Annotated in this window: 25 protein-coding genes, 1 tRNA gene and 1 pseudogene; 17 read left to right on the top strand and 10 right to left on the bottom strand. The window is 40.9% G+C overall.

Going from position 1 to position 26,517, the window contains the following annotated elements; genetic code table 11:
* Nucleotides 1–97 precede the first annotated feature (97 nt).
* Nucleotides 98–844, bottom strand: a complete 747-nt coding sequence (locus tag NNJ85_RS07605) for a YebC/PmpR family DNA-binding transcriptional regulator (protein WP_005774608.1) — start codon at nt 842–844, stop codon at nt 98–100.
* Nucleotides 845–1,237: 393 nt separating this feature from the next.
* Here NNJ85_RS07605 and NNJ85_RS07600 point away from each other — a divergent pair, with 393 nt between their 5' ends.
* The 10 genes from NNJ85_RS07600 to NNJ85_RS07555 all read left to right on the top strand — a co-directional run bounded on the left by NNJ85_RS07600 (nt 1,238) and on the right by NNJ85_RS07555 (nt 11,181).
* Nucleotides 1,238–1,933: a DUF1013 domain-containing protein gene (locus NNJ85_RS07600; protein WP_254474966.1), complete on the top strand. Its 696-nt coding sequence runs from the start codon at nt 1,238–1,240 to the stop codon at nt 1,931–1,933.
* Nucleotides 1,934–2,136: 203 nt separating this feature from the next.
* Entirely contained in the window at nt 2,137–2,658 is a 522-nt protein-coding gene (gene pal, locus NNJ85_RS07595) for a peptidoglycan-associated lipoprotein Pal (RefSeq protein WP_254474965.1), read from the top strand.
* Nucleotides 2,659–2,682: 24 nt separating this feature from the next.
* Entirely contained in the window at nt 2,683–4,152 is a 1,470-nt protein-coding gene (locus tag NNJ85_RS07590; RefSeq protein WP_254474964.1) for a tol-pal system protein, read from the top strand.
* A gap of 18 nt (nt 4,153–4,170) precedes the next feature.
* Nucleotides 4,171–5,652 (top strand): tRNA lysidine(34) synthetase TilS, encoded by a 1,482-nt coding sequence (tilS, locus tag NNJ85_RS07585; RefSeq protein ID WP_254474963.1) that lies wholly within the window; start codon nt 4,171–4,173, stop codon nt 5,650–5,652.
* Nucleotides 5,653–5,766: 114 nt separating this feature from the next.
* A complete protein-coding gene (gene ftsH / locus NNJ85_RS07580; protein WP_254474962.1) occupies nt 5,767–7,935 on the top strand; it encodes an ATP-dependent zinc metalloprotease FtsH in 2,169 nt (722 codons plus the stop codon).
* Nucleotides 7,936–8,138: 203 nt separating this feature from the next.
* The gene (locus NNJ85_RS07575) at nt 8,139–8,411 is read left to right on the top strand and encodes a hypothetical protein (protein ID WP_254474961.1); all 273 of its coding nucleotides are present in this window, start codon (nt 8,139–8,141) and stop codon (nt 8,409–8,411) included.
* Nucleotides 8,412–8,685: 274 nt separating this feature from the next.
* On the top strand, nt 8,686–8,961 hold the full coding sequence (locus tag NNJ85_RS07570; RefSeq protein ID WP_254474960.1) for a hypothetical protein: 276 nt from the start codon (nt 8,686–8,688) through the stop codon (nt 8,959–8,961).
* A complete protein-coding gene (locus NNJ85_RS07565) occupies nt 8,961–9,266 on the top strand; it encodes a hypothetical protein (protein WP_254474958.1) in 306 nt (101 codons plus the stop codon). The genes NNJ85_RS07570 and NNJ85_RS07565 overlap by 1 nt, the downstream gene beginning before the upstream one ends.
* Before the next feature lie 177 nt (nt 9,267–9,443).
* A complete protein-coding gene (glmM, locus tag NNJ85_RS07560) occupies nt 9,444–10,817 on the top strand; it encodes a phosphoglucosamine mutase (RefSeq protein WP_254474956.1) in 1,374 nt (457 codons plus the stop codon).
* A gap of 178 nt (nt 10,818–10,995) precedes the next feature.
* Nucleotides 10,996–11,181 carry a hypothetical protein gene (locus NNJ85_RS07555; RefSeq protein ID WP_254474954.1) on the top strand — a complete coding sequence of 62 codons (186 nt, stop codon included), beginning with the start codon at nt 10,996–10,998 and terminating at the stop codon, nt 11,179–11,181.
* A gap of 594 nt (nt 11,182–11,775) precedes the next feature.
* Here NNJ85_RS07555 and NNJ85_RS07550 read toward each other — a convergent pair.
* From NNJ85_RS07550 to NNJ85_RS07540, 3 genes and pseudogenes are all read right to left on the bottom strand, one after another.
* A pseudogene (locus NNJ85_RS07550) lies at nt 11,776–12,012 on the bottom strand (DnaJ domain-containing protein); the annotation flags it as partial.
* Between the two features lie 636 nt (nt 12,013–12,648).
* Complete coding sequence (locus tag NNJ85_RS07545) at nt 12,649–13,101, bottom strand: hypothetical protein (protein WP_254474952.1); 453 nt, start codon at nt 13,099–13,101, stop codon at nt 12,649–12,651.
* Nucleotides 13,102–13,104: 3 nt separating this feature from the next.
* Nucleotides 13,105–13,443, bottom strand: a complete 339-nt coding sequence (locus NNJ85_RS07540) for a YqjD family protein (protein ID WP_254474951.1) — start codon at nt 13,441–13,443, stop codon at nt 13,105–13,107.
* A gap of 703 nt (nt 13,444–14,146) precedes the next feature.
* Between NNJ85_RS07540 and NNJ85_RS07535 the strand changes: the two genes are divergently transcribed.
* Both NNJ85_RS07535 and NNJ85_RS07530 read left to right on the top strand, forming a co-directional pair.
* Nucleotides 14,147–15,022 (top strand): MotA/TolQ/ExbB proton channel family protein, encoded by an 876-nt coding sequence (locus NNJ85_RS07535; protein WP_254474950.1) that lies wholly within the window; start codon nt 14,147–14,149, stop codon nt 15,020–15,022.
* Nucleotides 15,019–15,618: a biopolymer transporter ExbD gene (locus NNJ85_RS07530; RefSeq protein ID WP_254474946.1), complete on the top strand. Its 600-nt coding sequence runs from the start codon at nt 15,019–15,021 to the stop codon at nt 15,616–15,618. The genes NNJ85_RS07535 and NNJ85_RS07530 overlap by 4 nt, the downstream gene beginning before the upstream one ends.
* Nucleotides 15,619–16,490: 872 nt before the next feature.
* Here NNJ85_RS07530 and dut read toward each other — a convergent pair.
* A complete protein-coding gene (gene dut / locus NNJ85_RS07525) occupies nt 16,491–17,030 on the bottom strand; it encodes a dUTP diphosphatase (protein WP_254474944.1) in 540 nt (179 codons plus the stop codon).
* Between the two features lie 279 nt (nt 17,031–17,309).
* Nucleotides 17,310–18,119: a VIT1/CCC1 transporter family protein gene (locus NNJ85_RS07520; RefSeq protein WP_254474942.1), complete on the bottom strand. Its 810-nt coding sequence runs from the start codon at nt 18,117–18,119 to the stop codon at nt 17,310–17,312.
* A gap of 1,056 nt (nt 18,120–19,175) precedes the next feature.
* Here NNJ85_RS07520 and NNJ85_RS07515 point away from each other — a divergent pair.
* The 3 genes from NNJ85_RS07515 (at nt 19,176) to NNJ85_RS07505 (ending at nt 20,941) form a co-directional block, all read left to right on the top strand.
* Nucleotides 19,176–19,817 (top strand): hypothetical protein, encoded by a 642-nt coding sequence (locus NNJ85_RS07515; RefSeq protein ID WP_254474941.1) that lies wholly within the window; start codon nt 19,176–19,178, stop codon nt 19,815–19,817.
* A gap of 324 nt (nt 19,818–20,141) precedes the next feature.
* Nucleotides 20,142–20,402, top strand: coding sequence for a hypothetical protein (locus NNJ85_RS07510; protein WP_254474939.1), 261 nt, complete (start codon nt 20,142–20,144; stop codon nt 20,400–20,402).
* Nucleotides 20,403–20,725: 323 nt separating this feature from the next.
* Nucleotides 20,726–20,941, top strand: coding sequence for a hypothetical protein (locus NNJ85_RS07505; RefSeq protein WP_254474936.1), 216 nt, complete (start codon nt 20,726–20,728; stop codon nt 20,939–20,941).
* Between the two features lie 689 nt (nt 20,942–21,630).
* On the opposite strand, the gene NNJ85_RS07500 is transcribed toward NNJ85_RS07505, so the two are convergent.
* From NNJ85_RS07500 to NNJ85_RS07490, 3 genes are all read right to left on the bottom strand, one after another.
* Nucleotides 21,631–22,161 carry a type II toxin-antitoxin system PemK/MazF family toxin gene (locus NNJ85_RS07500; RefSeq protein ID WP_254475174.1) on the bottom strand — a complete coding sequence of 177 codons (531 nt, stop codon included), beginning with the start codon at nt 22,159–22,161 and terminating at the stop codon, nt 21,631–21,633.
* Nucleotides 22,162–22,568: 407 nt separating this feature from the next.
* Nucleotides 22,569–23,138, bottom strand: coding sequence for a disulfide bond formation protein B (locus NNJ85_RS07495; protein WP_254474935.1), 570 nt, complete (start codon nt 23,136–23,138; stop codon nt 22,569–22,571).
* Nucleotides 23,139–23,150: 12 nt separating this feature from the next.
* On the bottom strand, nt 23,151–23,756 hold the full coding sequence (locus NNJ85_RS07490; protein ID WP_254474934.1) for a YqaA family protein: 606 nt from the start codon (nt 23,754–23,756) through the stop codon (nt 23,151–23,153).
* 193 nt (nt 23,757–23,949) lie between these two features.
* Here NNJ85_RS07490 and NNJ85_RS07485 point away from each other — a divergent pair.
* Together NNJ85_RS07485 and NNJ85_RS07480 are read left to right on the top strand one after the other, a co-directional pair.
* Nucleotides 23,950–24,034, top strand: a tRNA-Leu gene (locus tag NNJ85_RS07485).
* Between the two features lie 504 nt (nt 24,035–24,538).
* The gene (locus tag NNJ85_RS07480; RefSeq protein WP_254474933.1) at nt 24,539–24,679 is read left to right on the top strand and encodes a hypothetical protein; all 141 of its coding nucleotides are present in this window, start codon (nt 24,539–24,541) and stop codon (nt 24,677–24,679) included.
* Nucleotides 24,680–25,370: 691 nt separating this feature from the next.
* On the opposite strand, the gene NNJ85_RS07475 is transcribed toward NNJ85_RS07480, so the two are convergent.
* Nucleotides 25,371–26,261 carry an outer membrane protein gene (locus NNJ85_RS07475; RefSeq protein ID WP_254474932.1) on the bottom strand — a complete coding sequence of 297 codons (891 nt, stop codon included), beginning with the start codon at nt 26,259–26,261 and terminating at the stop codon, nt 25,371–25,373.
* Nucleotides 26,262–26,517: the final 256 nt, after the last annotated feature.

The following is a 26,517-nucleotide window of genomic DNA, read 5'->3' as shown; positions in this document are numbered from 1 at the left end:
GACCCCGCTTTTTATGCGGGGCTTTTATATTTATGGACAACGAGGTGAAAGATGTTTTTTAGTCCCTCATCGGTAAGAGAGGGGGCAATAATGGGCATTATACGGACAGTTTTGCCAAAATCTCATCGCTAACATCAAAATTAGCATAAACATTTTGTACATCATCATCTTCTTCTAAGGTTGAAATCAGTCGTAAAACGGATAAAGCTTTTTCTTCATCTATGGGAGCAAGGGTGGTGGCTTTCCAAATTGTTTTAATCGATTCTGCTTCACCAAGTTTTGCTTCAAGTGTTTTTGAAACTTCACCAATATCTTCAAATGCGCAGGTAATATGATGTCCGGTTTCTTCGGATTGTACATCTTCAGCACCAGCTTCAATGGCTGCATCCATGATGTTGTCTGCTGTTCCTGCTTCTGGTTTATAGATTATTTCCCCAATCCGATTAAACATGAAACTGACCGATCCTGTTTCGCCTAAGGCTCCTCCTGATTTGGTGAAGGCGGCGCGCACGTTTGAAGCGGTGCGGTTACGGTTATCGGTTAAAGCTTCAACAATAACCGCAACACCACCTGGTCCATAGCCCTCATAGCGGACTTCATCATAATTTTCGACATCGGTGCCTGAAGCTTTTTTAATCGCGCGTTCAATATTATCTTTCGGCATTGACTGTGCTTTGGCATTTTGAACAGCCAACCTTAAACGTGGATTCATGGCTGGATCAGGGGCACCTTGTTTTGCCGCTACGGTAATTTCGCGTGCAAGCTTAGAAAATATTTTCGAGCGCATCGCATCTTGACGCCCTTTACGGTGCATAATATTTTTAAATTGTGAATGGCCTGCCATAGTTTTCCTTCCTGTTTAAGGGCTTTCTTTCTGGGTTGGGTGTTTTTTAGAATGTAAGGCGATAAAACACGCAGCTCACCAGAATACCCACCAGAATAAATGTGCCACAGCATGAGGTGAAATAATCAAATAAATCCTTTATAAGAAAATTCATCCTAAAGGTAAAGACACCTTTGTTGAGGATCATTCCAAGAGAGATCTCTTGTCGTTGAGCAAAAATCACGCTATAACAGAATGTAATCTCATGGTAAAATGGTTTATTCCAGTCTCGCTTTATTTTAAATAGTGGGTGGAAAAAACCAACATATAAGAACATATAATGAAGAAGTTCCAGTGCTCTTGAATGGGCGGTAACCTGCCTCATAAAAGAGGCGCAGAAGAGGATTTATAAAAATGGCAACGCAACTTTTGATGCCCAAAGCAACAGCTGTTTGGTTGGTTGATAATACAGCTCTTTCTTTTGAGCAGATTGCAGAATTTTGTAAATTGCATGTCTTGGAAGTCAAAGCTATTGCCGATGGAGAGGCCGCTTATGGTATTAAAGGTCTTGATCCGATTAGTTCTGGGCAGTTGACGCGCAGTGAAATTGCACGGGTGGAGGCGGATCAAAACGCACGCTTGAAACTTTCTCAATCGAGGGTGCACATTCCTGAAAAGAAACGTAAAGGAGCACGCTATATCCCTCTTTCTCGACGTCAAGATCGTCCCAATGGTATCTTATGGTTGGTGACCAACCATCCCGAGTTGAAAGATGCACAAATTGCACGGTTGATTGGGACAACAAAAGCGACCATCGAACAAATCCGCCTTCGAACCCATTGGAATAGTGCTAATTTATCTCCTCTTGATCCTGTAGGGCTTGGCTTGTGTTCGCAAATCGATTTAGATTTTGAACTCCAACGTGCGGCGAAAAACCGCCCTGTTATTGCAGAAGAAGACAGGTCATTACTTCCCGCTTCTGTGACGGAAAACGCTTCTCTCGAGGAAAATGAGCGTGAAGACAACCCACACAAGACTTTTGATGCTGATAAAGTTTTTGCAAAATTGAACGCGCTGCAAAAAAATCGTCAAGATCAAGAGGAAGCGTAAGCGTCATGACGTTTCAGAGCAATGTTGCTCAATTGATCATGGAGATGTTAGGGGAATAGCTATAAAGGGGAAAAAATTGGCAGAGACTGAAAAATGATGACAAAAAAACAGAAAAATTTCGTCTTCATTAGGAATTAAAGGTTATTCTTAAAAATATTTTTAAGAATTTACCTTTCTTTACGAAATTCAAGGAGAAACGGACTATGTGCTCTACCAAAAATACCATCTCTCATTCCTTAGTGATCCTCCTTTTTTTCTCCCTATGCTTGGGGGGATGTGGAAAAAAAAATACCGGTGCATTTCACGGTATGAATGGCGCTTATATGAATGATGCTGGTTTGAATCAAGTGTCACCAGGTTCAGGAAAAGAATTTACGGTTAATGTGGGGGATCGCGTGTTTTTTAGTCTCGATTCTTCTTCATTGGATGCCGATGCTGAACGTATTTTAACGCGCCAAGCAGAATGGTTGCTTCATTATCCTTATTATTCTATTATGATCGAAGGTCATGCTGATGAAAGGGGAACACGTGAATATAACTTGGCACTGGGACAGCGTCGTGCTGTTGCTGTGCGAAATTATCTCGTGTCTCTTGGTGTGTCTGCGCAACGGATTCAAACAATTTCTTACGGAAAAGAAAGGCCTGTTGCGGTATGTGATGATATTTCCTGTTGGAATCAAAATCGACGTGCTGTGACAACGCTAAGTGATATGAACAGTCATTAAATAAACTCTTAAGGGGAGAAAAGAATGTACCGTAAAATTAATTGGAAAACGATCTTTTATATGGCAGTTTTCATAGCTTGTTCTATTTCATTTGCTGAAAGTGCAGCACGAAAGGCTTCTAAATATCCAGCACATGATAAAGTTGACACCGCTGATAAGACTGCTTCCGATGCGGTGGAAAAAATCCCTGATGCTGCCGGTAAAGCTGCTTCTGATGCGGTGAACAAAGCTTCTGACGCTGCTGATAAGGCTTCCGATGCGGTGGAAAAAATCCCTGATGCTGCCGGTAAAGCTGCTTCTGGTGCGGTGGAAAAAGCTTCTGGCGCTGCTGATAAGGCTTCCGATGTGGTGAAAAAAGCCACTGACGTTGTTGATAAAGCTGCTTCTGGTGCGGTAGAAAAAGCTTCTGATGCTGCCGGTAAAGCTGCTTCCGATGCGGTGGAAAAAATCCCTGATGCTGCCGGTAAAGCTGCTTCTGATGTGGTGAAAAAAGCCACTGACGTTGTTGATAAAGCTGCTTCTGGTGCGGTAGAAAAAGCTTCTGACGCTGCTGATAAGGCTTCCGATGTGGTGAAAAAAGCCACTGACGTTGTTGATAAAGCTGCTTCTGGTGCGGTAGAAAAAGCTTCTGGCGCTGCTGATAAGGCTTCCGATGTGGTGGAAAAAATCCCTGACGCTGCCGGTAAAGCTGCTTCTGATGCGGTGGAAAAAGCTTCTGACGCCGCTGATAAGGCTTCCGATGCGGTGAAGAAAGTCCCTGATGCTGCTGGTGTTTCGGAGCACCAAGGGATTATTTTAGAGAATCAGCAGGCTTTATTTAAAGATTATGATTTAGATAAGCTTTTACATAAGATACGGATGGTGCTTGAGCATAACAATTTGAAGACTGTTAACAATCAGTTCCACCGGCTTTTTGATAAAAAAGACTCTTCTGTTTATTCTTGTTCTATTGAAAGTGCCGCTTTGGATGCAAAATCTCAGACTGTAAAAAAAGAAACGGTGCAGGATCATAGCACGAGTGATCAGACAAAGGTTGCAGATGTGAAAGACCATACAGCGAAGGAAACAGGCGATCATTTACAAAAAGCGCATGATGTAACGGCTCATATTAAAGCAGATCAGAGTGACACGCTTTCTTCTTCCAAAGCTTTGTATAAGGAAGGGTATGACTTTATCCGTTCTGCCAACTATGTTGAGGCTGAAAAAAGCTTTTGTGCTTTTCAAAATCGTTACAAAAAAGATCCTTTGAGTGATGATGCTTTATTTTGGTTGGCTGAATCTTTGTTGGGACAAAAACGCTATCATGAAGCAGCTCAAGTTTATTTATCCGCATGGTATGCCGATAAAAAGAAGCTCTATACCTCTGAGATTTTGCTGAAATTAGCAAGAAGTATGGTTGCTCTTGAGAAAAATGAAAAGGATTGTGCTTTTTTCGCAAAGAAATCAAAACATCATCAAATGTTAGAGTCTGTGTTTTGTAACCCTCTAAAATAAGCAGCGAGGTCGTTTTGGGTGTGCGTTAGACTGGCAAGAAATCTCTTTAAAACATCGGATTTTATTCAGTGTCGACGAGTGATTCTTGCCGTCTCAGGGGGAAGTGATTCTTTAGCTTTAATGTTTTTGGTCAAAGAGTATTTGGAAACGCTCTCAGTGCCCCCAGAAATCATTGCTGTGACGGTTGATCACCAATTGCGTAAAGAATCAGCGTGTGAAGCAGAAACTATTGCGGAAATTTGTCGTGCCCATCACATTAAACATATCACTGTGCGGTGGGAAGGCACAAAACCAAAGACACATATTGCTTCTAGCGCTCGTGTTGCACGCTATGATCTCTTGGTTTTGGAAGCGCAAAGACAAGGCGCTTCCCTTATTATGACGGGCCATACACTCAATGATCAGGTTGAAACTTACCAAATGCGGTCTCAACGTCTTCAAAAGAGCAGGAAGCTTTTGGGTGATGACGCTAGTGCTATGCGTGATGGTTTTTCTGCGGGTGATTTTGCTGGTGCGTTGTGCAGTGAAACTAGGGTTATGGGTGATGGAGATCATGCTAGAGAAACGAGAAAAAAGAGTGCTGAAAAAGAGGGACTCTATGAGCGTGGTTTATCTTGTATTCCACGTGAAGCATTGTTGCATAGAAAAGTGCGTTTGATTCGGCCGCTTCTTGGCATAAAACGCCAAACATTGCGCAATTATTTACGCACACAAGGAAAAATGTGGATTGATGATCCCACAAACGAAGATCGCAATTTTGAACGTGTGCGTGTGCGCCAATCTCTTTCTTCGAAAAAGCTTACTGATATTGCTCAAAAAATAAATCAAGCCGCCTTGCAGCGTCGTCAACAAGCGCAAAATATTGCCGATTTAATTGTAGCGCTGGATATTACGGTTCAATATGGGCGTTGTTTCATCAAAAAGCCTGCGCCACTTTTACACAAACACGCTTGTTTCCCTTTTGTTGTTGGGCTTTTTGCCGTGTTGATGGGTGGGGGATTTTATTTGCTCCCCCAAAAAAAATTAAGCACGCTTGTTCAAAAATTCTGTCTCCATTCTCCCGTAAAGCAGCGTTTTACATATGCAGGCTGTGTTATTGAATATAACAAAGATGGCGTTGCTTTATGGCGTGAAGGGCGCAATATGAAAGAGACTCTGGTAGGGACAGAGGAAACGCTCATATGGGATGGGCGCTATCAGATTACCAATCATGGATCTGAGGCTATAAAGGTTGGAGCTGCCAATTTAGAACAGCTGAAATCTTCATTGAAAAATAGCAATTTTAACCTTGAAAAGCCTCATTTTCCCTCTTTACAATCGCTGCTGATGATTTCAAATGATAAAGGATGTGATATTCCTGAGTTGATTTCTCAAGCGATTATTCATAAAAATGTTATCATCAAGCGGATTATGGCGCCTTTTGATTGGCTTTCCTCACGAGAAGATGCTGCGCTGGTGAATGTTGTGGAACCTTTTTTTAATCTTGAGGTGAAAAGATAAAGAAAAATAACGCTAAAAGAGAATAAACCGTCTCTCATCCCTTGGCAAGGGGCTGACAAGGTTATATGTTAAGGGGAACTGTTTGAAATCTATATTTGATTAAGTGGGCTGAATATGAATTCCAATTACCGCTCTCTCCTCATTTGGGGAGTTATTGCCTTGATTTTGATTATATCGTTTTCTATTTTTAATGGAGATAGTCAACGTTCTGGTGGTGGAGAAGTCTCCTATTCTGAATTTTTGCAAAAGGTTGAGAATAACGAGCTGAAATCGGTAACCATTCAAGGTCAAAAATTAACAGGACAAACTGTCGAACAGAGAACTGTTTCAACTTTTGCACCACGCGATCCAGGTTTGATACAAAAATTGGAAAGCAAAAACGTCAATGTTAAAGCTATTCCTGAAAGTTCTGGAAATAGTATTTTTCTTAATCTCCTGTTTTCTTTGTTGCCTGTTATTATTATTGTTGGGGCGTGGGTCTTTTTTATGCGACAAATGCAAAATGGATCACGCGGAGCAATGGGATTTGGGAAATCAAAAGCAAGATTGCTTAATGAAGCGCAAGGACGTGTTACCTTTAAGGATGTTGCTGGCGTTGAAGAAGCAAAACAAGATCTGCAAGAAATTGTTGAATTTTTACGCGAACCACAAAAATTTCAACGCTTAGGAGGACGTATTCCACGCGGTGTTTTGCTTGTTGGTCCTCCAGGAACCGGTAAAACGCTGTTAGCGCGCTCTGTAGCGGGTGAAGCCAATGTGCCATTTTTCACCATTTCAGGATCTGATTTCGTGGAAATGTTTGTTGGTGTTGGGGCAAGCCGTGTGCGTGATATGTTCGAGCAGGCTAAAAAAAATGCACCTTGTATTATCTTTATCGATGAAATTGATGCTGTTGGACGCCATCGGGGGGCTGGACTGGGGGGTGGAAACGATGAACGCGAGCAGACCTTAAATCAGTTGCTTGTTGAAATGGATGGGTTTGAGCCCAATGAAAGTATTATTCTGATTGCTGCGACAAACCGCCCTGATGTGCTGGATCCTGCTTTATTGAGACCAGGACGTTTTGACCGACAAGTTGTGGTGCCAAACCCAGATGTTTCTGGACGGGAACAAATCTTGAAAGTGCATGTGCGCAATGTCCCTTTAGCTCCGAATGTTGATTTGAAAGTTTTGGCAAGGGGAACACCAGGATTTTCCGGTGCAGACTTGATGAATCTTGTCAATGAAGCTGCTCTTATGGCTGCAAGCCGTAATAAAAGAGTGGTGACAATGCAAGAATTCGAAGATGCAAAAGATAAGGTGATGATGGGGGCTGAACGTCGTTCAACCGCTATGACGCAAGAGGAAAAAGAACTCACGGCTTATCACGAAGCAGGGCATGCTATTGTGGCTCTTAATGTACCGGTTGCTGATCCTGTCCACAAGGCAACAATCGTTCCAAGGGGAAGGGCATTGGGAATGGTGATGCAGTTGCCGGAAGGTGATCGCTATTCCATGAGTTATCGCTGGATGATTTCTCGTTTGGCCATCATGATGGGAGGACGGGTGGCTGAAGAGTTGAAATTTGGAAAGGAAAATATCACATCGGGGGCTTCTTCTGATATTGAGCAAGCAACGAAATTAGCACGTGCCATGATCACACGGTGGGGATTTTCTGATCTGCTTGGAAATGTCGCTTATGGCGATAACCAAGATGAAGTCTTTTTAGGTCATTCTGTTGCACGAACGCAAAATGTCTCTGAAGAAACAGCCCGCATGATTGATATGGAAGTGCGTAAGCTTATTGATGATGCCTATAAAAATGCCACCAATATTTTAAAAACAAAAAGAAAAGAATGGTTTGCTCTCGCTCAAGGCTTGTTGGAATATGAAACTTTAACGGGCGCTGAAATTAACGAAGTCATTGCAGGTAAGCCTCCTTCACGCACACAGAAAGATGAAAATGCTGCGCTGCGGACTTCCTCTGTTCCAAAAACTGGAACGGTGAAAGCAGGGGACTCTGTGGGCGATGAAAAAGACGCTAAAACAGCGCCTAAAACACTGTCCCATAAAGCAGAAACCGTTAAAGGTGAGGGCGGTAAGGTAGAGGGTGCTGTTGGGAAAAAAACAGCAAAATCTAATGATACTATGTCCAAGGATACTGAGTCTAAAAAAGTGCAATCGGGTGAAGCTGAGAAAAAAGCCCAAAACGCAAAAGATTCCACAAAAACACTCAATCACTCTCAAAGTAAAAACAGTGTTGAAAAAAAGTCAAAGCCTTCGGGATCTGATAAAGGAAAATAAGAACCCTTTAATAGCGCTTAAGTGGCTATGTTTTGGAAAAATTTCTAAATTCTTTGAAAAAGGCGCGAGCAAAGCTTTGCGCCTTTAATGTAATATTAAAATATGGAAGCAAAAAATTAAGCAAATCCGTTTATTATGACAGCTTTAGCAGGGGATAAGGAGGTCTGTTCTCTTGCAGGTTTGGTAGGGTGCGAGGTTAAGTGATGGGGGTGCCTTACGGTTTTGGGCCGAGGGTTGAGAGGTTTGTGATGAATGGGCTTGCGGGTTTGCTCAAGGGTGCGAGGTTAAGTGATGGGGGTGCCTTACGGTTTTGGGCCGAGAGGGTTGAGAGGTTTGTGATGATGAATGGGCTTGCGGGTTTGCTCAAGGGTGCGAGGTTAAGTGATGGGGGTGCCTTACGGTTTTGGGCCGAGAGGGTTGAGAGGTTTGATGATGAATGGGCTTGCGGGTTTGCTCAAGGGTGCGAGGTTAAGTGATGGGGGTGCCTTACGGTTTTGGGCCGAGAGGGTTGAGAGGTTTGTGATGATGAATGGGCTTGCAGGTTTGCTCAAGGGTGCGAGGTTAAGTGATGGGGGTGTCTTGCGGTTTTGGGCCGAGGGTTGAGAGGTTTGATGATGAATGAGCTTGCGGGTTTGCTCAAGGGTGCGAGGTTAAGTGATGGGGGTGCCTTACGGTTTTGGGCCGAGAGGGTTGAGAGGTTTGTGATGATGAATGGGCTTGCGGGTTTGCTCAAGGGTGCGAGGTTAAGTGATGGGGGTGCCTTACGGTTTTGGGCCGAGAGGGTTGAGAGGTTTGATGATGAATGGGCTTGCGGGTTTGCTCAAGGGTGCGAGGTTAAGTGATGGGGGTGCCTTACGGTTTTGGGCCGAGAGGGTTGTGAGGTTTGTGATGATGAATGGGCTTGCGGGTTTGCTCAAGGGTGCGAGGTTAAGTGATGGGGATGCCTTACGGTTTTGGGCCGAGAGGGTTGAGAGGTTTGATGATGAATGGGCTTGCGGGTTTGCTCAAGGGTGCGAGGTTAAGTGATGGGGGTGTCTTGCGGTTTTGGGCCGAGAGGGTTGAGAGGTTTGATGATGAATGGGCTTGCGGGTTTGCTCAAGGGTGCGAGGTTAAGTGATGGGGGTGTCTTGCGGTTTTGGGCCGAGAGGATTGTGAGGTTTGATGATGAATGGGCTTGCAGGTTTGCTCAAGAGCGCGAGGTGAGGCGATGGATTGGTTTGCGATTTTGGCAGGGTGTGAGACTATCCTTTGGGTGTCTTCAAGGAATGTGTAAAGCCTGTTTAGAAAATAATATTGCTTTATGTGTGCAGAGGAGAAACATTATTGGTTGAGCGTCGTTTAGATGCGTCAATGGTGAAGAGGGTCTTTGATGCTCTAAAAAGATGAGGGGCAAGTCCAATGGTCTCGTTGAGCGGGTAACGGGTATAGGATCAGAGGATCCATTGTCCCCAAGGGGACTGTTAGAGTGTTAAAGAAAAGCTAAGGGAAGAAGGATAAAGGAACGAGGCATGGTGCAAAAATATTTTGGGACAGATGGAATTCGGGGAAAAGCCAATTCATTTCCTATGACACCTGATTTTGCCATGAAGGTAGGGATGGCTGTAGGGGTCTTATTCCGTTCACACCATCAATCGCGTCGTGTGGTGATTGGCAAGGATACCCGATTATCTGGCTATATGTTGGAAAATGCTTTGGTTTCAGGACTGACTGCTGCAGGAATGGAAGTTTTTTTATTGGGGCCAGTACCAACACCTGCTGTTGCAATGCTTTGCCGTTCTTTGCGCGCGGATCTTGGCGTGATGATTTCTGCTTCTCATAATCCTTTCTATGATAATGGCATTAAACTTTTTGGTCCTGATGGTTTTAAACTTTCAGATGATATGGAAGCAAAAATTGAACAATTGATCGATACAGATCTGTCAAAATCTTTAGCAAGTTCTGCTGAAATTGGTTACGTAAAACGAGTCGAGGGGGATATTTATCGGTATATTGAATATGCTAAACGAACTTTGCCTCGTGATGTTCGCTTAGATGCTGTGCGTATTGTGGTGGATTGTGCCAATGGCGCTGCTTATAAAGCCGCCCCCCGGGCTTTATGGGAGTTGGGAGCTGAGGTTTTTGCTATTCATAATGAACCCAATGGCACCAATATTAATCAAAAATGTGGCTCAACCGATTTAAGCTCTTTAAAACGAAAAGTGCATGAAGTGCGTGCTGATGCGGGGATTGCTCTTGATGGAGATGGCGATCGTGTGCTCATTGTTGATGAAAAAGCACAAACAGTTGATGGGGATCAGTTGATTGCTGTGATTGCTGAAAATTGGCATAAAATGGGACGGTTACGGTGCAATGGGGTTGTTACAACGATTATGTCCAATCTAGGACTGGAGCGGTTTTTGAACAGCAAAGGATTGGACCTTATCAGAACAAAAGTTGGAGATCGTTATGTTGTCGATGCCATGCGCCAAAAGGGATATAATGTTGGAGGAGAAGCTTCAGGGCATATTGTGCTCAGTGACTTTGGGACAACGGGTGATGGGTTGGTGGCAGCCTTGCAGATTTTAGCTTGTATGAAGGAAAGTCAAAGCCCTATGAGCCAATTGTGTAAACGCTTTGAACCTGTTCCACAAATTTTAAAAAATGTAACGATTAAAGATAAAAATGTCTTGAAAAAAAATCCCGTCAAAACGGCCATTGATCAAGCAGAAAGGCGGTTGGGAAAAAAAGCACGATTGGTGATCCGTGCTTCTGGAACTGAGCCGGTTATTCGCCTTATGGCGGAGGGGGATGCACGAGATGTGCTGGATACGGTCGTGACAGAGTTGATGGATGTGATCACTCAGCATGATGCACGCGTGGATACTGCGTTTGAGAAATCTTGAGTTTTTTTGCGTGCAGTATCATAAACTAAGACTTTTAGCAGAGGGCGTGATCTGTTTTTGAAAGTGTGTTTTTTTTCTGCATAATGGATGAGAGTGGCGTGCGAGAAGTTTTATAAGATATTTTGAGGAAAGGATCTGTAAGGGAATGGCCGTGAGAAAGAGTTAGTAGAGACGAGAGTTGGCAAATTTGCTGGTTAAAGAGAGGGATGAAAAGCAGAGCAGGGGAGATATTGGCAAAAAAGGGGGTGAGAGGTTTGTCTTTTTTGGAACCTTACCCATTATTCGCATGATGGGGCAAGGTGGGGCGCGGGAAATTTTGGATACTGCTCGTGCGGGAGATGATAGAGGTTCTCACCCATCATGATGCCGACAAATTCAGACAAAAATCATTTTTAACAGCGGAGCCAAAAAAACACATCATTGTAAATCCGTGTAAGAAGCAATAAAGAAAACAATCCCTCTCTAGACATTATAATCTTTATGCGACGGTGTAATAGTTTATTATAGAAGATCAAACATGATCGTATCTTGTGAATTTATTAGAGAGGGCGCTTAAGATACTTTGAGAAGCATTTTTTACAAAAACATATGTGGGTTTAAAAGTTATTCCTCAACTATACCAAGTTTCTTCAATTTCTTGACGCCATAGAAATTTACAACAGCATACAAAAAGATTACGACTATTGTTGAGATGAAACTTAACGAGAAAAAAATGACAGCTAATCCTCATGCGATTATTGTAATCGGTAAAGCTTTTAAGAATCACCAGAATCTCATGCTCATATAAATAAAGACAGTGAATTGATATGAGGGGTAATAGTTCTGGTGGCGTTTTGATAACACTAAGAACAATGATCAATGCTATTAAGAAAATTGTGGGTCTATATGCTGTAAACTCGCTTATAGCAGTCTTTTTGCTGCTATTCTTTTGGCTTCTCCTACTTTCAAAAGTTGTATCATTATCTTTAAAAGTTTCATGATAAAACTGATTGTAAACAGCTCTCTTTTGAGGATCTTTAAGAATTTCATAGGCTTCGCAAATTTTTCTAAACTTTTGTTCCGCTTTCTTATTACTAGAATTGTGATCAGGATGATATTGCATCGCTAACTGACGAAAAGCCGATTTTATCTGATTATTATTGCATTCGCAGCTTACACCAAGAATTCCATAATAATCATCTTTATTTACGCTCATTCCATACTACCCGTTGTGTATTGCTCTTATTTTTATAGTGTTGTTTAACTGATTTACATTATGTGTTATTCTGTGTTGATAAGGTGTAGTAAATCGTATTTAGTAATACGACTGTTATGTCCATGTTCATTGGGTCTTATGAGGGTAAAGTATAGTTTAAAATCCTTGTAAATGCAGGGGAATTTATTATCTGGAGGAAGGATTTTATAACATCAGAAAATACAAAGCAGGGGCCACATGCGATAAAAAAACAAATTCTACCGACGAGTGAGGCAAGAGTGTGTAAAAGCTATTTCTTAAAAAAATAACCCGCGTTTTAAAGGAGAAATCTATTAAAGCAGCCGAACACACGAGCTGGCAGTAAAGACGGTAATGAGGGGGCTCTTATTTAGAAAGGCAGGTAATTTTGAAAGGTCGGTAATGGATTGTTTGCTGCTTATTTAACATTGCTTGGCAAGTTTTACCTCTGCGAGTGACAGGGGAAAATGGGGGGAGCGATTAAAATGCTAGGGCGTGTGAAAATTGTCTCTTTTGCTTCATCACAACAAGATAAATTAAGATTGTTTCAAAAAATAGAAGAAAAAGGTGCTTTCTTTATTGTAAAAGAAAGCACCGGGGGGATTTAGAATGACAGTCTTACATATTTTCGTCGGAAAGGCGGTCTTTTTTATCTTTTTTCCACAGAAAATACGTTGCTAGTCCCAGAATGGGGACGCCTAATTTGGCAAAAGGGAGATGTTGACTGAGAACAGCAAGGCTGGAAACAGTTGCATCTGTCATCAGTTTGTGGCGTTGTTCTTCGGTCTTTTTTTGTTGATCATAGCGTTGATAAATCTTCAGAACCCTGTTGATCATGAGTGCTAGTCCGGCAAGAAAAATCCAAATTAAAAACATGATACTGGCGGCAAAAAGTGGCTTCATAACAGTACATAACCCAAGAAAACCAATCATACATAAAAAAAGCAAAGCCATCAAAAATGAAATGCCAATAAACCCACAGCAAATTGCTTGAAGGCGCACTTGCTTGACAGTGCTTTTTAGCCCTCCACCGACAAGATGGTTTAAAAGAGGAGCGATAAACTTATGCATTGCTTAACGACGCAGTAATTGAGAAAGAATAAAACCAACCCCTGCTGCAAACAAAACACTCTTGCCAGGATTTTTGCGAACACATTGATTCATGGTTTGTTCAAGATCACTGATTTTGTCTTTTGCTTGAGACATGATGTCTTCACTACTTTCTTTTGCTGAGTGATACAGTTTTTCCGCTTTGTCTTTGGCTACATTGAATTTTTTTGCACCAAGATCTGTCAGTGTGGAGGTCATCCCTGAAATTTCATGACGTAATGTTTCTAATTGTCCCTGGAGCTCGTTGTGTAGGTTTTTTTCTGCGGCGGTTTTATTGTTTTGTGTTGTTTTGTTCTTGTTCATGATGTTCTGTCCCTCTCTTGTATAGTGGTGTTTGCTGTGTTCATCGTAATCATTTGCATTGGAGTGAAAATTTTTACTGCTAGGATAACGCTAAAAGTGTTTTTTAGTTCCTTGTCTTTTTGTACAATTTTTAAAATTGTTTTATGCCTTTCAAGGTATTCAGCACCATTTTCTCGCTTTTGGGGGGCTGTTTCTTTTAAAAGGTTAAAGATCTTTTTCTTTAAGAGAAAAATCTGTGTTGTTTAGCCCGTATAAATTATCTCTTGCAGGCAGATGTTTTGTTCTCTTTATTCAAGAGCGGTTGAAATGAGAAAAGCTTGCGTCTGAAAGGCTTGTTCAACAACAATTATGATAAATTATTCTTATAAATCAATATGTTGTAAGTAGAAAGATGATGCGTTATTTTTATCAATTGTAATATTATATGGGAGATTTCTGATAAGTTTATCATTTTGCCAAATTTACACAGTAAAGTGACTTAAGTAAGGTAAACTTTTGAAGGGTTATAAAAAATTTCTTGAATGATTTCTTTAGAATAAGAGAGAGTGTTTAGGGAATAAAACTATACTTGATTTATCAAGTTTTCTTTCTTAAGAGTAATGCGGAGGTGATGTTGAAGTAGCGGTGTGGAACAGGGGGGCTCTGCAGAATGGCGATTCAGCGTATAATGGAAGATTAAGACCACGAGAGTTGTGAGACAGAAATGGAATCTGAAACAGTCCCTTTAGAGAAGAGTTCTGCTGTATTGGCAATGCATGATTTTTCGCCTTTTTCTATGTTTATGGCTGCTGATTGGGTGGTGAAAGCTGTTATCATTCTTTTGTTGCTTGCTTCTTTGATATCTTGGACAATTGCTTTTGTGAAAATTATTGAGATCACTTTGGCAAAACGACGCGTGCGTCATGAACTCCGATTGGTTCTGAACGCTCAGACTCTTATGCGTTTGGCTGCGAGCTTGAAAGAAAGCAAAGGGGCAGGGGTGTTTTTTCTCAAAGAAGTTCTTAAAGAGATCTATCTTTCGACGCAAGAGGTTCATTTTGTTGCTCCTGAAGGAACAAGCGAAAGTTCGGGTGAGAGAACCAATCCAAGGAAAAGTGCACAAACGCTTGAAGATATTCTCTTTTATGAGGAAAACGATCAATATGGGAATGTTTCTCGTGATGGTTATGTCCGTGATGTTCATGAGGGTTTAAAGGAAAGGGTTCATTCGCTTTTGTCACGCTGCTTGCTGGCTGCGACACGACGTGTTGCCTGTGGAAGCGCTGTTCTTGCAACTATTGGGGCTATTGCGCCCTTTGTGGGGCTTTTTGCAACGGTTTGGGGAATTATGAATTCTTTTATCGGGATTGCGCAATCGCAAACAACGCGGCTTGATGTGGTTGCTCCTGGAATTGCTGAAGCCTTATTTGCAACGGCGATTGGGCTTTTTGTAGCGATCCCTGCCGTTGTTATGTATAATAGCCTTATGCGTGCTTTGAATGGGTATCGCAGTGATTTAGGTGATATCGCTGCTGCTCTTGAAAGGCTCTTGAGTCGTGAACTGGACCGACAAAAACAACAGAAAAGTCATAAAAAATGAAAGCAAGCTTTAATGATGATTTTGATCTCGATGAGAGTGGGTTGCACAGTGAAATCAATGTGACCCCTTTTATTGATGTTGTGTTGGTCTTGCTGATTGTTTTTATGGTTGCTGCTCCCTTGGCAACATCTGTCATTCCTGTTCAGCTTCCTTCGATCACTCAAGCGCCTTCAGTGGTTCAACCTGATGAGCCCCTTTATGTCACTTTGCAAAAAGATCATTCTCTTTACATTGGCGATCATCTTATAGAACAAGCAGCCTTGAGGGAAACTTTGTTGAGGGAGACCAAGCAAAATTTAGAGACAAAAATCTTAATCAAAGCCGATAGTGAAATTGATTATGGCATTGTCATCGATTTATTAAACCAAATACGCATGGCTGGATATGGGAAAATCGGTCTTGTCGGATTGCAAAACTCTCCCACTCTTGCCGCAAGAGAAGGGAACAATCATAAAACAGCAGATGGAACAAATGGATCTGTTGTGACAGACGGTGCTATCGAGAGGGCGGGGACTAACCTGGTGGGGCATGTGGAGGCCGTAACAACCAGTACTGTGGAAAACGCTCATATTTCTGGAACAACTTCTGCTCCGTGATAAAAAATGTCTGATAAAAAATAGCTTTGTTGAAGGAAGCAAAGCAACTTATCAAAGTCATAGCGTAAAATTGATGAGGGACGGTGTCATCGATTGATGCAACCAGAGATGTATGTGCTGGATAGCGTGAAATCAGTCTGATCGGATTATAAAATGTTCTCAATCTTGCTGCTAACGGACAAGAGCCTTGGGGTGTGATGGTGGAAAAAACAAATTGGTCATGAGCCACTCTTATGGCATTTGAATTGCTCATTTTACAAGACAAGGAATTCTTCTTAAATCCAATCAAGAGGAGGTGTTTTCTTGGATCATTACACTCAATCGTCCCTGGGGGGGTAGGGGCATGTGGAAGCTTGTGTTTTTAAATGAGACGCGTGGAGGAGGATGCGTGCTTTAAAAGCCCTAAGTGATCAAGGAAAAACATCAAGGAATAAGGGCATATCTTACGTGCAAAGATTTTTGCTTCTTCAAGGATTGTATATCAATTAAGACCAGTAGAACCCGCTGTTGCGTCGAGAGGGAAGTTTCATTGTTTCAAATGCAAGATTTTCTGAATTGATAATGATATGAGGTCGTGAATGTTGAGAAGGGACCTGAGAAGAGAAAGGATGCAGGGCTTTGTGCGTTTGATTAAAAGGTGAAAGCCTTGGGCATAAATGGGCGCTGCTTTGCTTTAAAAGCTCCAGGAACCTCAAAAATCAAGAGTTCTCAAAAAGAATATATCAAATCAATCCCTCAAGCTGTTCCGGTATTAGTATTATGATGACGCACTACGTAAAGGATTTCCCAACTCCAAGGGTACTCGCAAAAAAATCAAGGGATTAAGAAGTAAAAAAAACCTTAGAATGAGCCTTGTGTTGCTTTGAGCTGCTTTAAGTATGTCCTGTGGAACCAAAACCTCCTATTCCACGGCTTTCGTGATGGTTTTGGTTGTCTTTTTGCTCTGGTTCAATGGCGCAAACAGTGACTTTTGTGACGGGGGCGATGACGGTTTGGGCAATGCGCATGCCTCGTTCAATAGAAAAGTCTTCCTGACCACAATTAATGAGCAAAACTTTGACTTCGCCACGGTAATCACTATCAATCGTCCCTGGAGTGTTAAGGCATGTGATGCCGTGTTTTAAAGCTAGACCAGAGCGTGGGCGTATTTGCGCTTCATACCCTGGGGATAAATGAAAAATGAGACCCGTTGGAATAAGAGCACGCTGCCCTGGCGAAAGGACAAGCGTTTCTTCTTTTCCAAGGGCGGCGCGTAGATCAAGACCCGCAGAACCCGCTGTCGCGTAGTGAGGAAGTTCTAAACCTTGTCCGTGTGCAAGAATCTCGACGGATAAAGTCACGCAGTGTGAAGATTTTGAAGAGACACAATTTTTTTGCTTGTTGAGTGGTGCGTTGGTTTCAGTATGCGGCATGATCAAAGCATTTCAAAAATATGAAGTCTAGAAAAAAATAATACTTTAACAAAACATATTCATAAAACAAGTCGATAAAGGTTTTTTTATGCAGGTTGTCCCCAGAGCTTAGTTATGATCTCTTGTTAATCCAGAATACGCTAAAGTATGCAGCCCAAAGCACTATAAGAATCTTTTTAATAAAGGGATTGCCAATAATGATTTGATGCCCGTTAAAAAGGACGCGCTATGAGAGAGCTCAATTATATTCGAGATCGAAAGGATAAGGGATGCGCGTTTTTAAATACTGCCGATAAGAATCCCTGTGGCAAAAACCAGAGCTCCCCCAATGATGACCTGTAAAGAGGCACGCCAAAAAGGGGTTGACATGTATTTGTTCTGGATCCAGACGATGGCGCCGAGTTCGAAAAAAACAATGATACAGGCAATCACTGTTGCAACATAAAAAGAATTGATCAAATAGGGAAGTGTATGACCTAAGCCACCTAATGTTGTCATAATGCCGCTGGCAAGACCTCTTTTCAAGGGCGAACCCCGTCCTGATAATTTTCCATCATCATGGGCGGCTTCTGTGAAACCCATTGAAAGTCCCGCTCCAATGGAAGCTGAAAGCCCGATCAAAAAAGTTTGATGCGTTTCTCCCGTGGCAAAAGCGGCAGCAAAAATGGGGGCAAGGGTGGAGACAGAGCCATCCATTAACCCGGCAAGACCTGGTTGAATCCATGTCAAAAGTGTTTGTTTTTGCGCTTTCGAGGGCTTTTTTATGGTGTGATTTGCTGCTGTTTTTTTAGGAGAGGGGTGGCTCCCCTTGCTTTTTACAAAAGAAGTTTGCTCACATAATCCATCTGCCGTGTGCGCTCGATTTTGGCAAGAAAGACACAAAAGTTGCTTATAATTTTCAAGTTCTTGGATGCCCATCGCCGTAAAAACTGCCGCTTCTTTAGAGGAATAAGGCTCTAGCGCTTTTGCATATTTTAAATAGAGCGCTGCTTGTTGCTCTTTAACTTTCAGCGCTTGAAGGAGCATGTTTTGTGCTGAACGAAAGAACAGAGCTTTACGCTGTACAAATGAAAAAAACGATTTCAACATTTTCTGTTCCTTTGCACTTTAGAATAATTCTAAAAGATGAAGAAAAATAAACTGAAAGTCAACCTAAAAGTTACAAACTGAAAAAATGCAAAAAGGTTGCAGTGAGAAAAAAAGAATGTGCGGGCGCCATGAAAGTAAAGCTGACCAATCAATAAAGGAGATTTATTCAGGGGTGTCGCGAGGGGGGCCCGTGAAGGAATTGAGAGAAAATAGGCTTTATTTTGCTAAAGGGGTGTTCCAATGGAGCATTCCAATTATTGTACGAGAGTCAATGGATTTATGCTCGGAAATGTATGAAAAAATAAGCCAGCGCTATTATTTAGTTGGTGCGTTCAAAAAACGATAAAAAACTTTTTGAAATTTGAGATCATTCTTTAAAAGAGACCTTGTCTCAAGGGCTCTAAGTTCCTTTTCGTAAGGATGTTCGTGAAGGGTAGAGCAGTAAGGCACCCATGAAGTAAGATAAATTCCCCCATGAAATAATAAAAATCTATTGAGTCTTCTCATCTTTATGCTTCATAAAAGAGCACGCCAGCGCCATCACTTGTCTTAGTCCCCAATGTTCGCGACAGTCTTTAGCAGCGTTTATTCTCGGCATTTTTATTGGATCGTTTTACATTCCGCATCGCGTTTTAAGTGTAAGTCAGCCCTCTTATGATATTAGCATTGAGGTGGACTTGTTTGCGTCTAACAAATTATCTTTTGTGCTGTAATTGGAACTTGTTTTAAAGGTTAGAGTGCAAAAGATATTATCTATCAAATTGTTTGATCACGCATGAAAATGGTGCTTTATGAAAGGTCATTTATCGCCTTGCAACGCGCCTTATATCTTGCATGAAAGCCCCAAATTCAGTAGGATTCTCTCACTTCAAAACTTCTTATATTGAATCAATCAAAATCATTTCCTTGTGGATCATACATGGGGGAGGTCTTCATTTTGATGAATGAGATGAGTCGCAATGTGAGAAGTGCATAGTCTTTAAACATCAAAGGATGAGTACTCTTGATGTTTAAAAAAATGGTTAAATTTTGTAGATAATAACAGAGACGTAGTATATGGAAATTGATGACGGTTTAAAATTATGGCGACTTCTTGAAAAACTAACAATATCGCAGGCAGCACTTTTAATAGCCGGATTAAATCCAGGAAAATGTCGGTTTGTCAACAAAATAGAACCAGAAAAGGGTGATATTTACGAAGGTAATGTTCTTTTATCATTAGAAAATATTGCTAATTTCCGAGCAGTTTATCATGCCATCGTTCAAGCAGGAAAAGATCACCGGTTAACGATAGAATGGTCGTACTATAATTTTCAGGATTTTATAGATGCAGATTCCTCGCATGTTTCCGTTAAAGATTTAAAAGAATGGCTTTTATCATATGGACAGCGCCCTGCATTTTTCTTTCTTGAGGGCGATTCTGACGACATTAAAGATCAGAAATATGCGTTTCAAGATCCAAATCATCCACGTTATGCTCCAAAGCTTGCTGCAGCTGTGGCGGCGTGGGAAGCCGTGAGCGAGGCTGAGAGTGGTAAAAGTGTTAAAGGAACGCTTATAAAATGGCTTCGTGAACATGCCATTCAGTACAAGTTGGTCGATGATAATAATCTACCAAGAGAGAAGCTCATTGAGGAATTAGCGTCTGTTGCTAATTGGGAACCTAAAGGAGGGGTTCCTAAGACACCTGCCAACTAATTTTATCAGAAGAAAAACAAAAAGATCACTAAAATTACGTCGTTTTTTTTTAAATAATTTTGAGGATGCTTTCCTATTTAGGGGGAAGTTTAAGCTATCCTTCCCTAGGTTATAACTAATTGTTTTTATATAAGAAAATATTCTTTATATTTTTAAAAAAACGTTTTTTATAAGGATAAGTTAGGATGAAAAAGGCTTACATAAGACTGAAACCTCCCCTATAGTTTTCGTAACTTATCCCTCTATTTTTATTGGCTTTTCTTGCGCGATTTTTATCCTGCATTTTTTCCCTAAGAATGATTCTGACGACATTAAAGATCAGAAATGTACGTTTCAAGATCCAAATCATCCACGTTATGCTCCAAAGCTTACTGTAGCTGTGTTGCGGCGTGGGAAGCCGTGAGTGAGGCTGAACTGGGTAAAAGTGTTAAAGCAACGCTTATAAAGTGGCTTCGTGAACATGCCGTCCAGTACAAGTTGGCCAATGGTGAAAATATACCAAGAGAGAAGCTCATTGAGGAATTAGCGGCTGTTGCTAATTGGGAACCTACCGGAGGGGCTCCTCCTAAGAAACCTGCCAATTAATTTTATCAGAAAAAAAATAAAAAGATCACTAAAATTACGTCGTTTTTTTTAATAATTTTGAGGATGCCTTCCTATTCAGGGGGGAGGTTTAAGCTATTCTCCCCTAGATTATAACTAATTGTTTTTACATAAGAAAATATTTTATCGTATTTCAATGACTATTCAGAGGGGGGAAAGAGATATTGTGGGGCAGTAAAACCTCCCCTATCGTTTTCATAACTTAACCCTCTATTTTTATTGATTTTTTTTGGGCATTGTTCAATTCGAATCAACTGAATAGGAAAATTAAATGCAATGGAGTTGAAAATGTTATGGAGGTGACAATGCTAAAAAAAATCTTTTCTTTTTTTACGGGGACTGAAAGTGCAAAAAAATCTCAAGGAAATACACCGATGAATGGATCGATATTGGAGCAGCCTGTGGCGGATGAGGTGGTGCGAAAATCATTTAGAGGGAGCGTATTGTCGCGTTGGTTAAAGTTTGAATTTATCATTGTGATGGAAAAGGTCAAAACACGGCGTCCTGCGCGCTTTCCATAAAGAAACCTTGCTCTCTATCGCTTTGTGAAGGATTTCTCTTGAAAAATTGGCGCCATAGTAAAATCCTCTCATGGCATAATACGAAAAGGATATCTTATGATTTATCATGATAAAAATGCGAAAAGAAAAACGATTGTAGGGCGTGGTCACTCTGGAAGAATCTGTCGCTCGCGCAGATGATGATCGATATTTCAGTGTCTCTTTTGTCCATTTATTTCTGGCCAATGGAAGTGATGAACAAGCTTTTGTTTTATGGTGATGGTGGTCAACGTTAAAGAATGACACTTGAAGAATATCAAGGGCTTTCAAGGGGATAAAACAAAGAAAAATATATTCCACCAAAGAGGGGTGTTTCTTGGAAATAAAATTGACCATTAAAATCGCTTGTTTAAAGGAAACAGGTAACCGTGTAAGGAGAATGCATCCTGCGGGCTGTTTATTGTGAAACAGTTCTCTAAAGAGAGAATTATAATCCTTGCTACTGCGTAAGCCTCTTTACTGCAGTTTGTGATCGTTGCTTTTGCGTGATGATGGTGATACTCTTGCTGGATCGCTTAAATTAAAGGGAGCGCTTAAATGACGAAAGGAGTGGTTTCCCACTCCTCCGTTCCTATCTCCCCTTGCGGGGAAGCGGCCACCATTACTGATGCCGTATATGCTTTTTTATATACGCTTATTGTAAAAAAAAGTCAAGGGTGTAAACGGGGTAAATATTTAAGCATAAGAGAAATAACTTTATGAAATTCTTCCTCCGATAACCTTGGGACGCCCCGTGAGCAACTCAGACGGCTTACCGAAACGGTTGTCACATAATTGCAGATAATCCATGCTTTTTTATGTTCTATTGGAGATTGTAAAGCATAAGCCGCGGGATTATTCGGTTGCGATTTTGTTGAAAAGGGCAAAACCGTAACATTCCCGTAGAGTTTCGCATTCTTAGAGAGCACTAAAACAGGACGTTTTTTCCAGAATTCAGGGAGGATCGAATCATGAGGAAAATCGCACCAAAAAACTTGTCGAATGCGCGGTGCTGATTTGAGACGAGGTTTTATATGAGGGGGTTTTGTGTAAGGCGCATTAAGATCTCCAAATTTCTCATGTTCTCGCCATGCGGTATGATCATGTTCCATCACACTATGCGGTGCTTCAATGTGACAGATCTCTACAGGAGTGAGCGAGGGAGGGGTAGTGGGAGGCGTTGTGTTTTTATCCTCAGGCATGGTTGACCATTCAATATTTATTGGTCCCCTCACTTAATTCTCTGATCGCTTTTCTGCCGCCAGCTTCTATCAAAATATTGCTGATAAGTATAGAGAAGCAAAACAATAAAATATAGATATTCGTTGTTTTTCTCCTCCTTTTGGAGAGGAGAATATTGATAACAACATTAAATCTGCAAAGGCATGAAAAAGAAAACAGAGGAAGATTTTACAACAAAAGGTGTGTTTCATCCGTTTTAATGTTTAAGGAGAAGTTTGATGAGAAGATGATGTTTGCGGACGCGTGTTGCAGGGATAATTTTTGTGTTCTCGACGCTTTGTGCTGGGGGCTCTTTTGCTATTGCAAACCCATGCGCTATGCAGTGTTTTAAAGAGAAAGTATGCTGTTCTGCATGGGGGGAATTCGTTTATGTCTTGTGGACTGAAAGAATGCCTTTTGAAGTAATATAGAGGCTCATAAGGATGAAAAGGAGGCTTGCAACCACATTCCAACCGGCAAATGAAAGAAAAAGAAAACGGGTGGGGGCTTCTGAACAAGAAGGAGGGTGAATGTTGTTTAATTGATTAAGCAGTTGGTTAATGTCTGAGGTTTTTCGCACAGCGTTTAAACCACAACTGAGAGGAGCTTCCCAAAAGCCATATTCAATACCGGCATGATAAATGGCTAAAACAAGGCTGATGCTCATTAAGACAAAAACACATAAAAATAAAAGTTGTATCCAAGAAGACATGCGAAAAAACCATGCTCCAAAACCTGCTAAGAGCAAAAAGGGGATGGCACCGTAATAGGGAAAACGTTCGATAAGACATAAATCGCAAGGAAGATACCCACCAAAATATTCAAAACAAAGGGCAAGACCTACGGTGGCGGACAAGCAAAAAGCCAGAAAAAAAGCCCATAAACTTTGTTCTTTTCTGCTGGGTTCTAGATGAAGATGCTTGTGTAAAAGGGAATGGGAAGAAAAAACACATGCCATTGGGTCTGTTCCTTATAAAAGCTGTTTGTTAAAAAAAGCTATGAAAAGCCCATAAATTAAAAGGAGACTAACACACCCCATGAGGATAATCCATTTGAAATGCTGTTTCAGAAAATTCATTGCTTTTTGTCCAAAATGTTTAATCAGCCACGCGAGAAGATAAAAACGGGCACCTCGGGAAAAAATACAAATGAGAATGAAAAGTTCAAGATGTACACTCATCACACCCGCCAAAATTGTGACAATTTTGATGGGGGGAAGATGAAAAAAACCTGATGTTATCAATAAAATGATTAGAAATTGCAGGGTTGCATGGTTTTTTAGAGCTTCAAAACTTTCAACTTTACCGTAAAATTCTAAAATGGGTTTGGCAAGGGTGTCATAGGCAAAATGTCCGATAAACCAACCGGCAATGCCTCCTAAAACAGAACAGATGGTTGCAATGAAAGCATAGCAATAAACCCGATTTTGGCGGATAAGCAGCAGCGGGATATATAAAATATCTACGGGAATGGGAAAAAAAGAACTTTCAATAAAGGCAATGAAACCAAGCCAGTGTGGTGCTGTACGCCGATTTGCTAAAGAAATCGTCCAAAGCTTTAATTTGTTTAATATCATGAGTTTTTTATAAATTTAAGAGGTAAAAACTTTACCAATGAATTTGCTATAAATGCGATAAAGAAAATATTCCATTAAACAGAGAAAAAATGAGAGAAATTCTTAAAAAATCAAAAGTCTGCTGTTGACGAATCTATGCTTCTTCATATAGTGCAAAGGAATAATCGACAAGTCTGTCTTTTATAATACAAGTGCGGGTGTGGTGGAACTGGTAGACGCGCCAGACTCAAAATCTGGTTCCGAGAGGAGTGTCGGTTCGAGTCCGACCACCCGCACCACTTTGATAAAGACTTCTATTTTATCCTGTCAGAGTGCGCCATATTGATTTATAAAATCCTGGGATTTGTAAAATATTGGGATTTATCAAGAGAATTTATTGTTTTGTCTGTTGAATGAACAACCTTGAAGACGAGAGCGGGCTCTTGTTTTAAAATCTGTTGATTGCCAATCAGTCAAAACCATGCTCTTGCACATGATAAACCGGATACACTTTTGTGGCGTAAAACTGTACAAGCATGCCTTTTCATGAATTTGATTAAGTGCGAAGGGGTATCCTTGGAGGGGGGAAAAGTATAGGAAGCTTCCAGCGTGCTCTTTAATGAAGGGTAAAGAGGGTGCACAATAGATTTTATTTTTTATGGGATCTGTGGCGAAATGGGTTTGCGGGTTTCATGTTTTTTTTAATACGCCTGCAAATGAGCCCGTGTCTTGAGGGCATGGTTTGAAGGACTCTCCTATGATGTGAGGGGACCCAAATGGGTTGAAAAAAAAACGTGAGGTCTATGTGTAAACTCAACTCTTTAAAAGATACTGCTTGGCCTTTGCTTGCTGAAGCAGACGTCAAAAAGGAGAAGGTAAGGCTGGAAACGGCTTTTCACAAATGGTTTTTTTTGCTTTTACAACGTCATATTCTTCCCCAATGAGTTCTTCCCCAATGAGATTGTCTCTTTCGCTTCAGAAATGACACAAACAGAGAGAGGCGATATTCTTGCTCCACTCTGCATAGAACAGTTGTCAACAGCGTCATTTGACGTGGGGTGATAGAAGGTAATCCGCCATGGGTTTTTAGAATAGTGGTTTAAAATAGCGGGTTAAAATCTTTGTTTTTTTGAGATGGGGCGCGAAAAGCAATTTCCGTGACCCTATCAAGTGATCTTACTTGAGGAAAAAGGAGGTGATCGGTGAATTGACACTGAAAAACTGGATTGTTTATCGATGAAGAAACATTGCTTTGGGAGGCGTGAAGATAAAGATTGAAAAATAAACACATACACTCTATCTCTGCTATGCTGTTGTCCGTGTTATCATCATCAGCTGCCCTTGATGCGCAGTATGCGTCTTTGTTTTAAAGAAATATCCGTGTTCTTCCTTATTTCATGTAATGATCGTGAGGGTAAAGCTTTTCTATTTCACATGTGTCCTCTAAAGGGGGGGGAGGATAGGAGCTTGCGAAAAGCTGGATTGTTTCACAATTTCTTTATGGATGGTTTAGCCTTTATGGACGGTTTAGCGCTGGTTTTTAGAGTCTTCGTCTTTTTTAAAGGGGGGAGAGAAGCATAAAAAAACCCTGCTTTTACAGGGCTTTTTAAACGTTTCATTGTTTTCTACAAGACATTAGAATTTATAAGCGATGCCAAGGCGAAAATTATGCGCCTGGGCACTCATTTTAAGTTCATCATTGGCAAATTTCTGTTTAAAAAAATCTGTATAACGATATTCTGTACGCATGATAATGTCATCTGTCATGGCAAGATCAAAGCCACCACCAACAGTATAACCAATCATTCTTTTTGTCTTATCGAACACATTGCCAGAAGCAAATACTGTCGAATCTTCTTGCGATTTTGTTAAAAGAGATAGGATATATTGCATCTGTGTGTAGGCAACACCCCCTGCAATATAAGGCATAAGACGATGGGAAGCAAAACCAATGCGCGCACGCAGAGCGCCAGCCCATTTTTCTTTCAATGTGACACTGCTCACAATAATATCACCATAGTTGGGGATCTTTTCATCCTGAGCAGCGGGTTTTATAATAGGAATTCCAGCTTCTTGAAAGACTGCGTTAAGAGAGTCTAAGTTATCGAGAATTTTCTTGCCATTGTCCGTTTGGCTGTTTTTCCGCCCAGACCAGATCATATCTGTATCAAAACTAACAACAAGGCTATTTCCTAAATCAATATTAGAACCTGCATAAAAACCGCCGACAAATCCTGATGGTTTTGGTGAGAGATCTCTGTTGACCCAAGCCCATTTCCCGTTCTCTGTTTTTGGAGCGTAATCTAAAGTGCTCTTAGTGAAAACTTGTCCAATTTGTCCGCCAAAATAAAAACCAGACCAAGAAAAAGGCACAGAAACAGTGACTGGCGCAATCCTTGGAGCTAAACCACTTGGCGCTGTAACATTCGACTTTGATGGTTGAAACATTACCGTATCAGCCGCTTGCGCTGTTGAAGCAGTCATAAAAGTGAAAAGAGAGAGTGCAATTAAACATTTTGTATTCATAAAACGTCCCCAATTTATTTAAATTACATAATATATTATGCATAAATTAGTTAAAAAAAACTATATATAATTTCATTATGAAAAAATAAAATATGCTAAAAACCTCTCATTTTTCAGTAGATAAGTGCTTTTAAAAATCTGTTCATCTTGCTTTTCCACCTAATATCTTAATTTTTCATGACTTTTAGGATTCTGTTCTTTCAATGTTTTCTGTGTTTTAGAGAACATTATGATTTAATAAGTTGATATTTTATCT

The sequence above is a fragment of the Bartonella sp. B1098 genome (genome assembly GCF_944896145.1).
In the GTDB taxonomy this organism is placed as follows: domain Bacteria; phylum Pseudomonadota; class Alphaproteobacteria; order Rhizobiales; family Rhizobiaceae; genus Bartonella.
The sequence above is the reverse complement of the archived record's forward strand: the minus strand, read 5'-3'. Positions and strand labels throughout refer to the sequence as shown.

Bases quoted from the DNA above. Each gene is read 5' to 3' on its own strand.
- NNJ85_RS07605 (WP_005774608.1), bottom strand. From the start codon at position 844: ATGGCAGGCCATTCACAATTTAAAAATATTATGCACCGTAAAGGGCGT.
- NNJ85_RS07600 (WP_254474966.1), top strand. From the start codon at position 1,238: ATGGCAACGCAACTTTTGATGCCCAAAGCAACAGCTGTTTGGTTGGTT.
- pal (WP_254474965.1), top strand. From the start codon at position 2,137: ATGTGCTCTACCAAAAATACCATCTCTCATTCCTTAGTGATCCTCCTT.
- NNJ85_RS07590 (WP_254474964.1), top strand. From the start codon at position 2,683: ATGTACCGTAAAATTAATTGGAAAACGATCTTTTATATGGCAGTTTTC.
- ftsH (WP_254474962.1), top strand. From the start codon at position 5,767: ATGAATTCCAATTACCGCTCTCTCCTCATTTGGGGAGTTATTGCCTTG.
- NNJ85_RS07575 (WP_254474961.1), top strand. From the start codon at position 8,139: ATGGGGGTGCCTTACGGTTTTGGGCCGAGGGTTGAGAGGTTTGTGATG.
- NNJ85_RS07570 (WP_254474960.1), top strand. From the start codon at position 8,686: ATGGGGGTGCCTTACGGTTTTGGGCCGAGAGGGTTGAGAGGTTTGATG.
- NNJ85_RS07565 (WP_254474958.1), top strand. From the start codon at position 8,961: ATGGGGGTGTCTTGCGGTTTTGGGCCGAGAGGGTTGAGAGGTTTGATG.
- glmM (WP_254474956.1), top strand. From the start codon at position 9,444: ATGGTGCAAAAATATTTTGGGACAGATGGAATTCGGGGAAAAGCCAAT.
- NNJ85_RS07545 (WP_254474952.1), bottom strand. From the start codon at position 13,101: ATGCATAAGTTTATCGCTCCTCTTTTAAACCATCTTGTCGGTGGAGGG.
- NNJ85_RS07540 (WP_254474951.1), bottom strand. From the start codon at position 13,443: ATGAACAAGAACAAAACAACACAAAACAATAAAACCGCCGCAGAAAAA.
- NNJ85_RS07535 (WP_254474950.1), top strand. From the start codon at position 14,147: ATGGAATCTGAAACAGTCCCTTTAGAGAAGAGTTCTGCTGTATTGGCA.
- NNJ85_RS07530 (WP_254474946.1), top strand. From the start codon at position 15,019: ATGAAAGCAAGCTTTAATGATGATTTTGATCTCGATGAGAGTGGGTTG.
- dut (WP_254474944.1), bottom strand. From the start codon at position 17,030: ATGCCGCATACTGAAACCAACGCACCACTCAACAAGCAAAAAAATTGT.
- NNJ85_RS07520 (WP_254474942.1), bottom strand. From the start codon at position 18,119: ATGTTGAAATCGTTTTTTTCATTTGTACAGCGTAAAGCTCTGTTCTTT.
- NNJ85_RS07515 (WP_254474941.1), top strand. From the start codon at position 19,176: ATGGAAATTGATGACGGTTTAAAATTATGGCGACTTCTTGAAAAACTA.
- NNJ85_RS07510 (WP_254474939.1), top strand. From the start codon at position 20,142: ATGTACGTTTCAAGATCCAAATCATCCACGTTATGCTCCAAAGCTTAC.
- NNJ85_RS07505 (WP_254474936.1), top strand. From the start codon at position 20,726: ATGCTAAAAAAAATCTTTTCTTTTTTTACGGGGACTGAAAGTGCAAAA.
- NNJ85_RS07500 (WP_254475174.1), bottom strand. From the start codon at position 22,161: ATGCCTGAGGATAAAAACACAACGCCTCCCACTACCCCTCCCTCGCTC.
- NNJ85_RS07495 (WP_254474935.1), bottom strand. From the start codon at position 23,138: ATGGCATGTGTTTTTTCTTCCCATTCCCTTTTACACAAGCATCTTCAT.
- NNJ85_RS07490 (WP_254474934.1), bottom strand. From the start codon at position 23,756: ATGATATTAAACAAATTAAAGCTTTGGACGATTTCTTTAGCAAATCGG.
- NNJ85_RS07480 (WP_254474933.1), top strand. From the start codon at position 24,539: ATGTGTAAACTCAACTCTTTAAAAGATACTGCTTGGCCTTTGCTTGCT.
- NNJ85_RS07475 (WP_254474932.1), bottom strand. From the start codon at position 26,261: ATGAATACAAAATGTTTAATTGCACTCTCTCTTTTCACTTTTATGACT.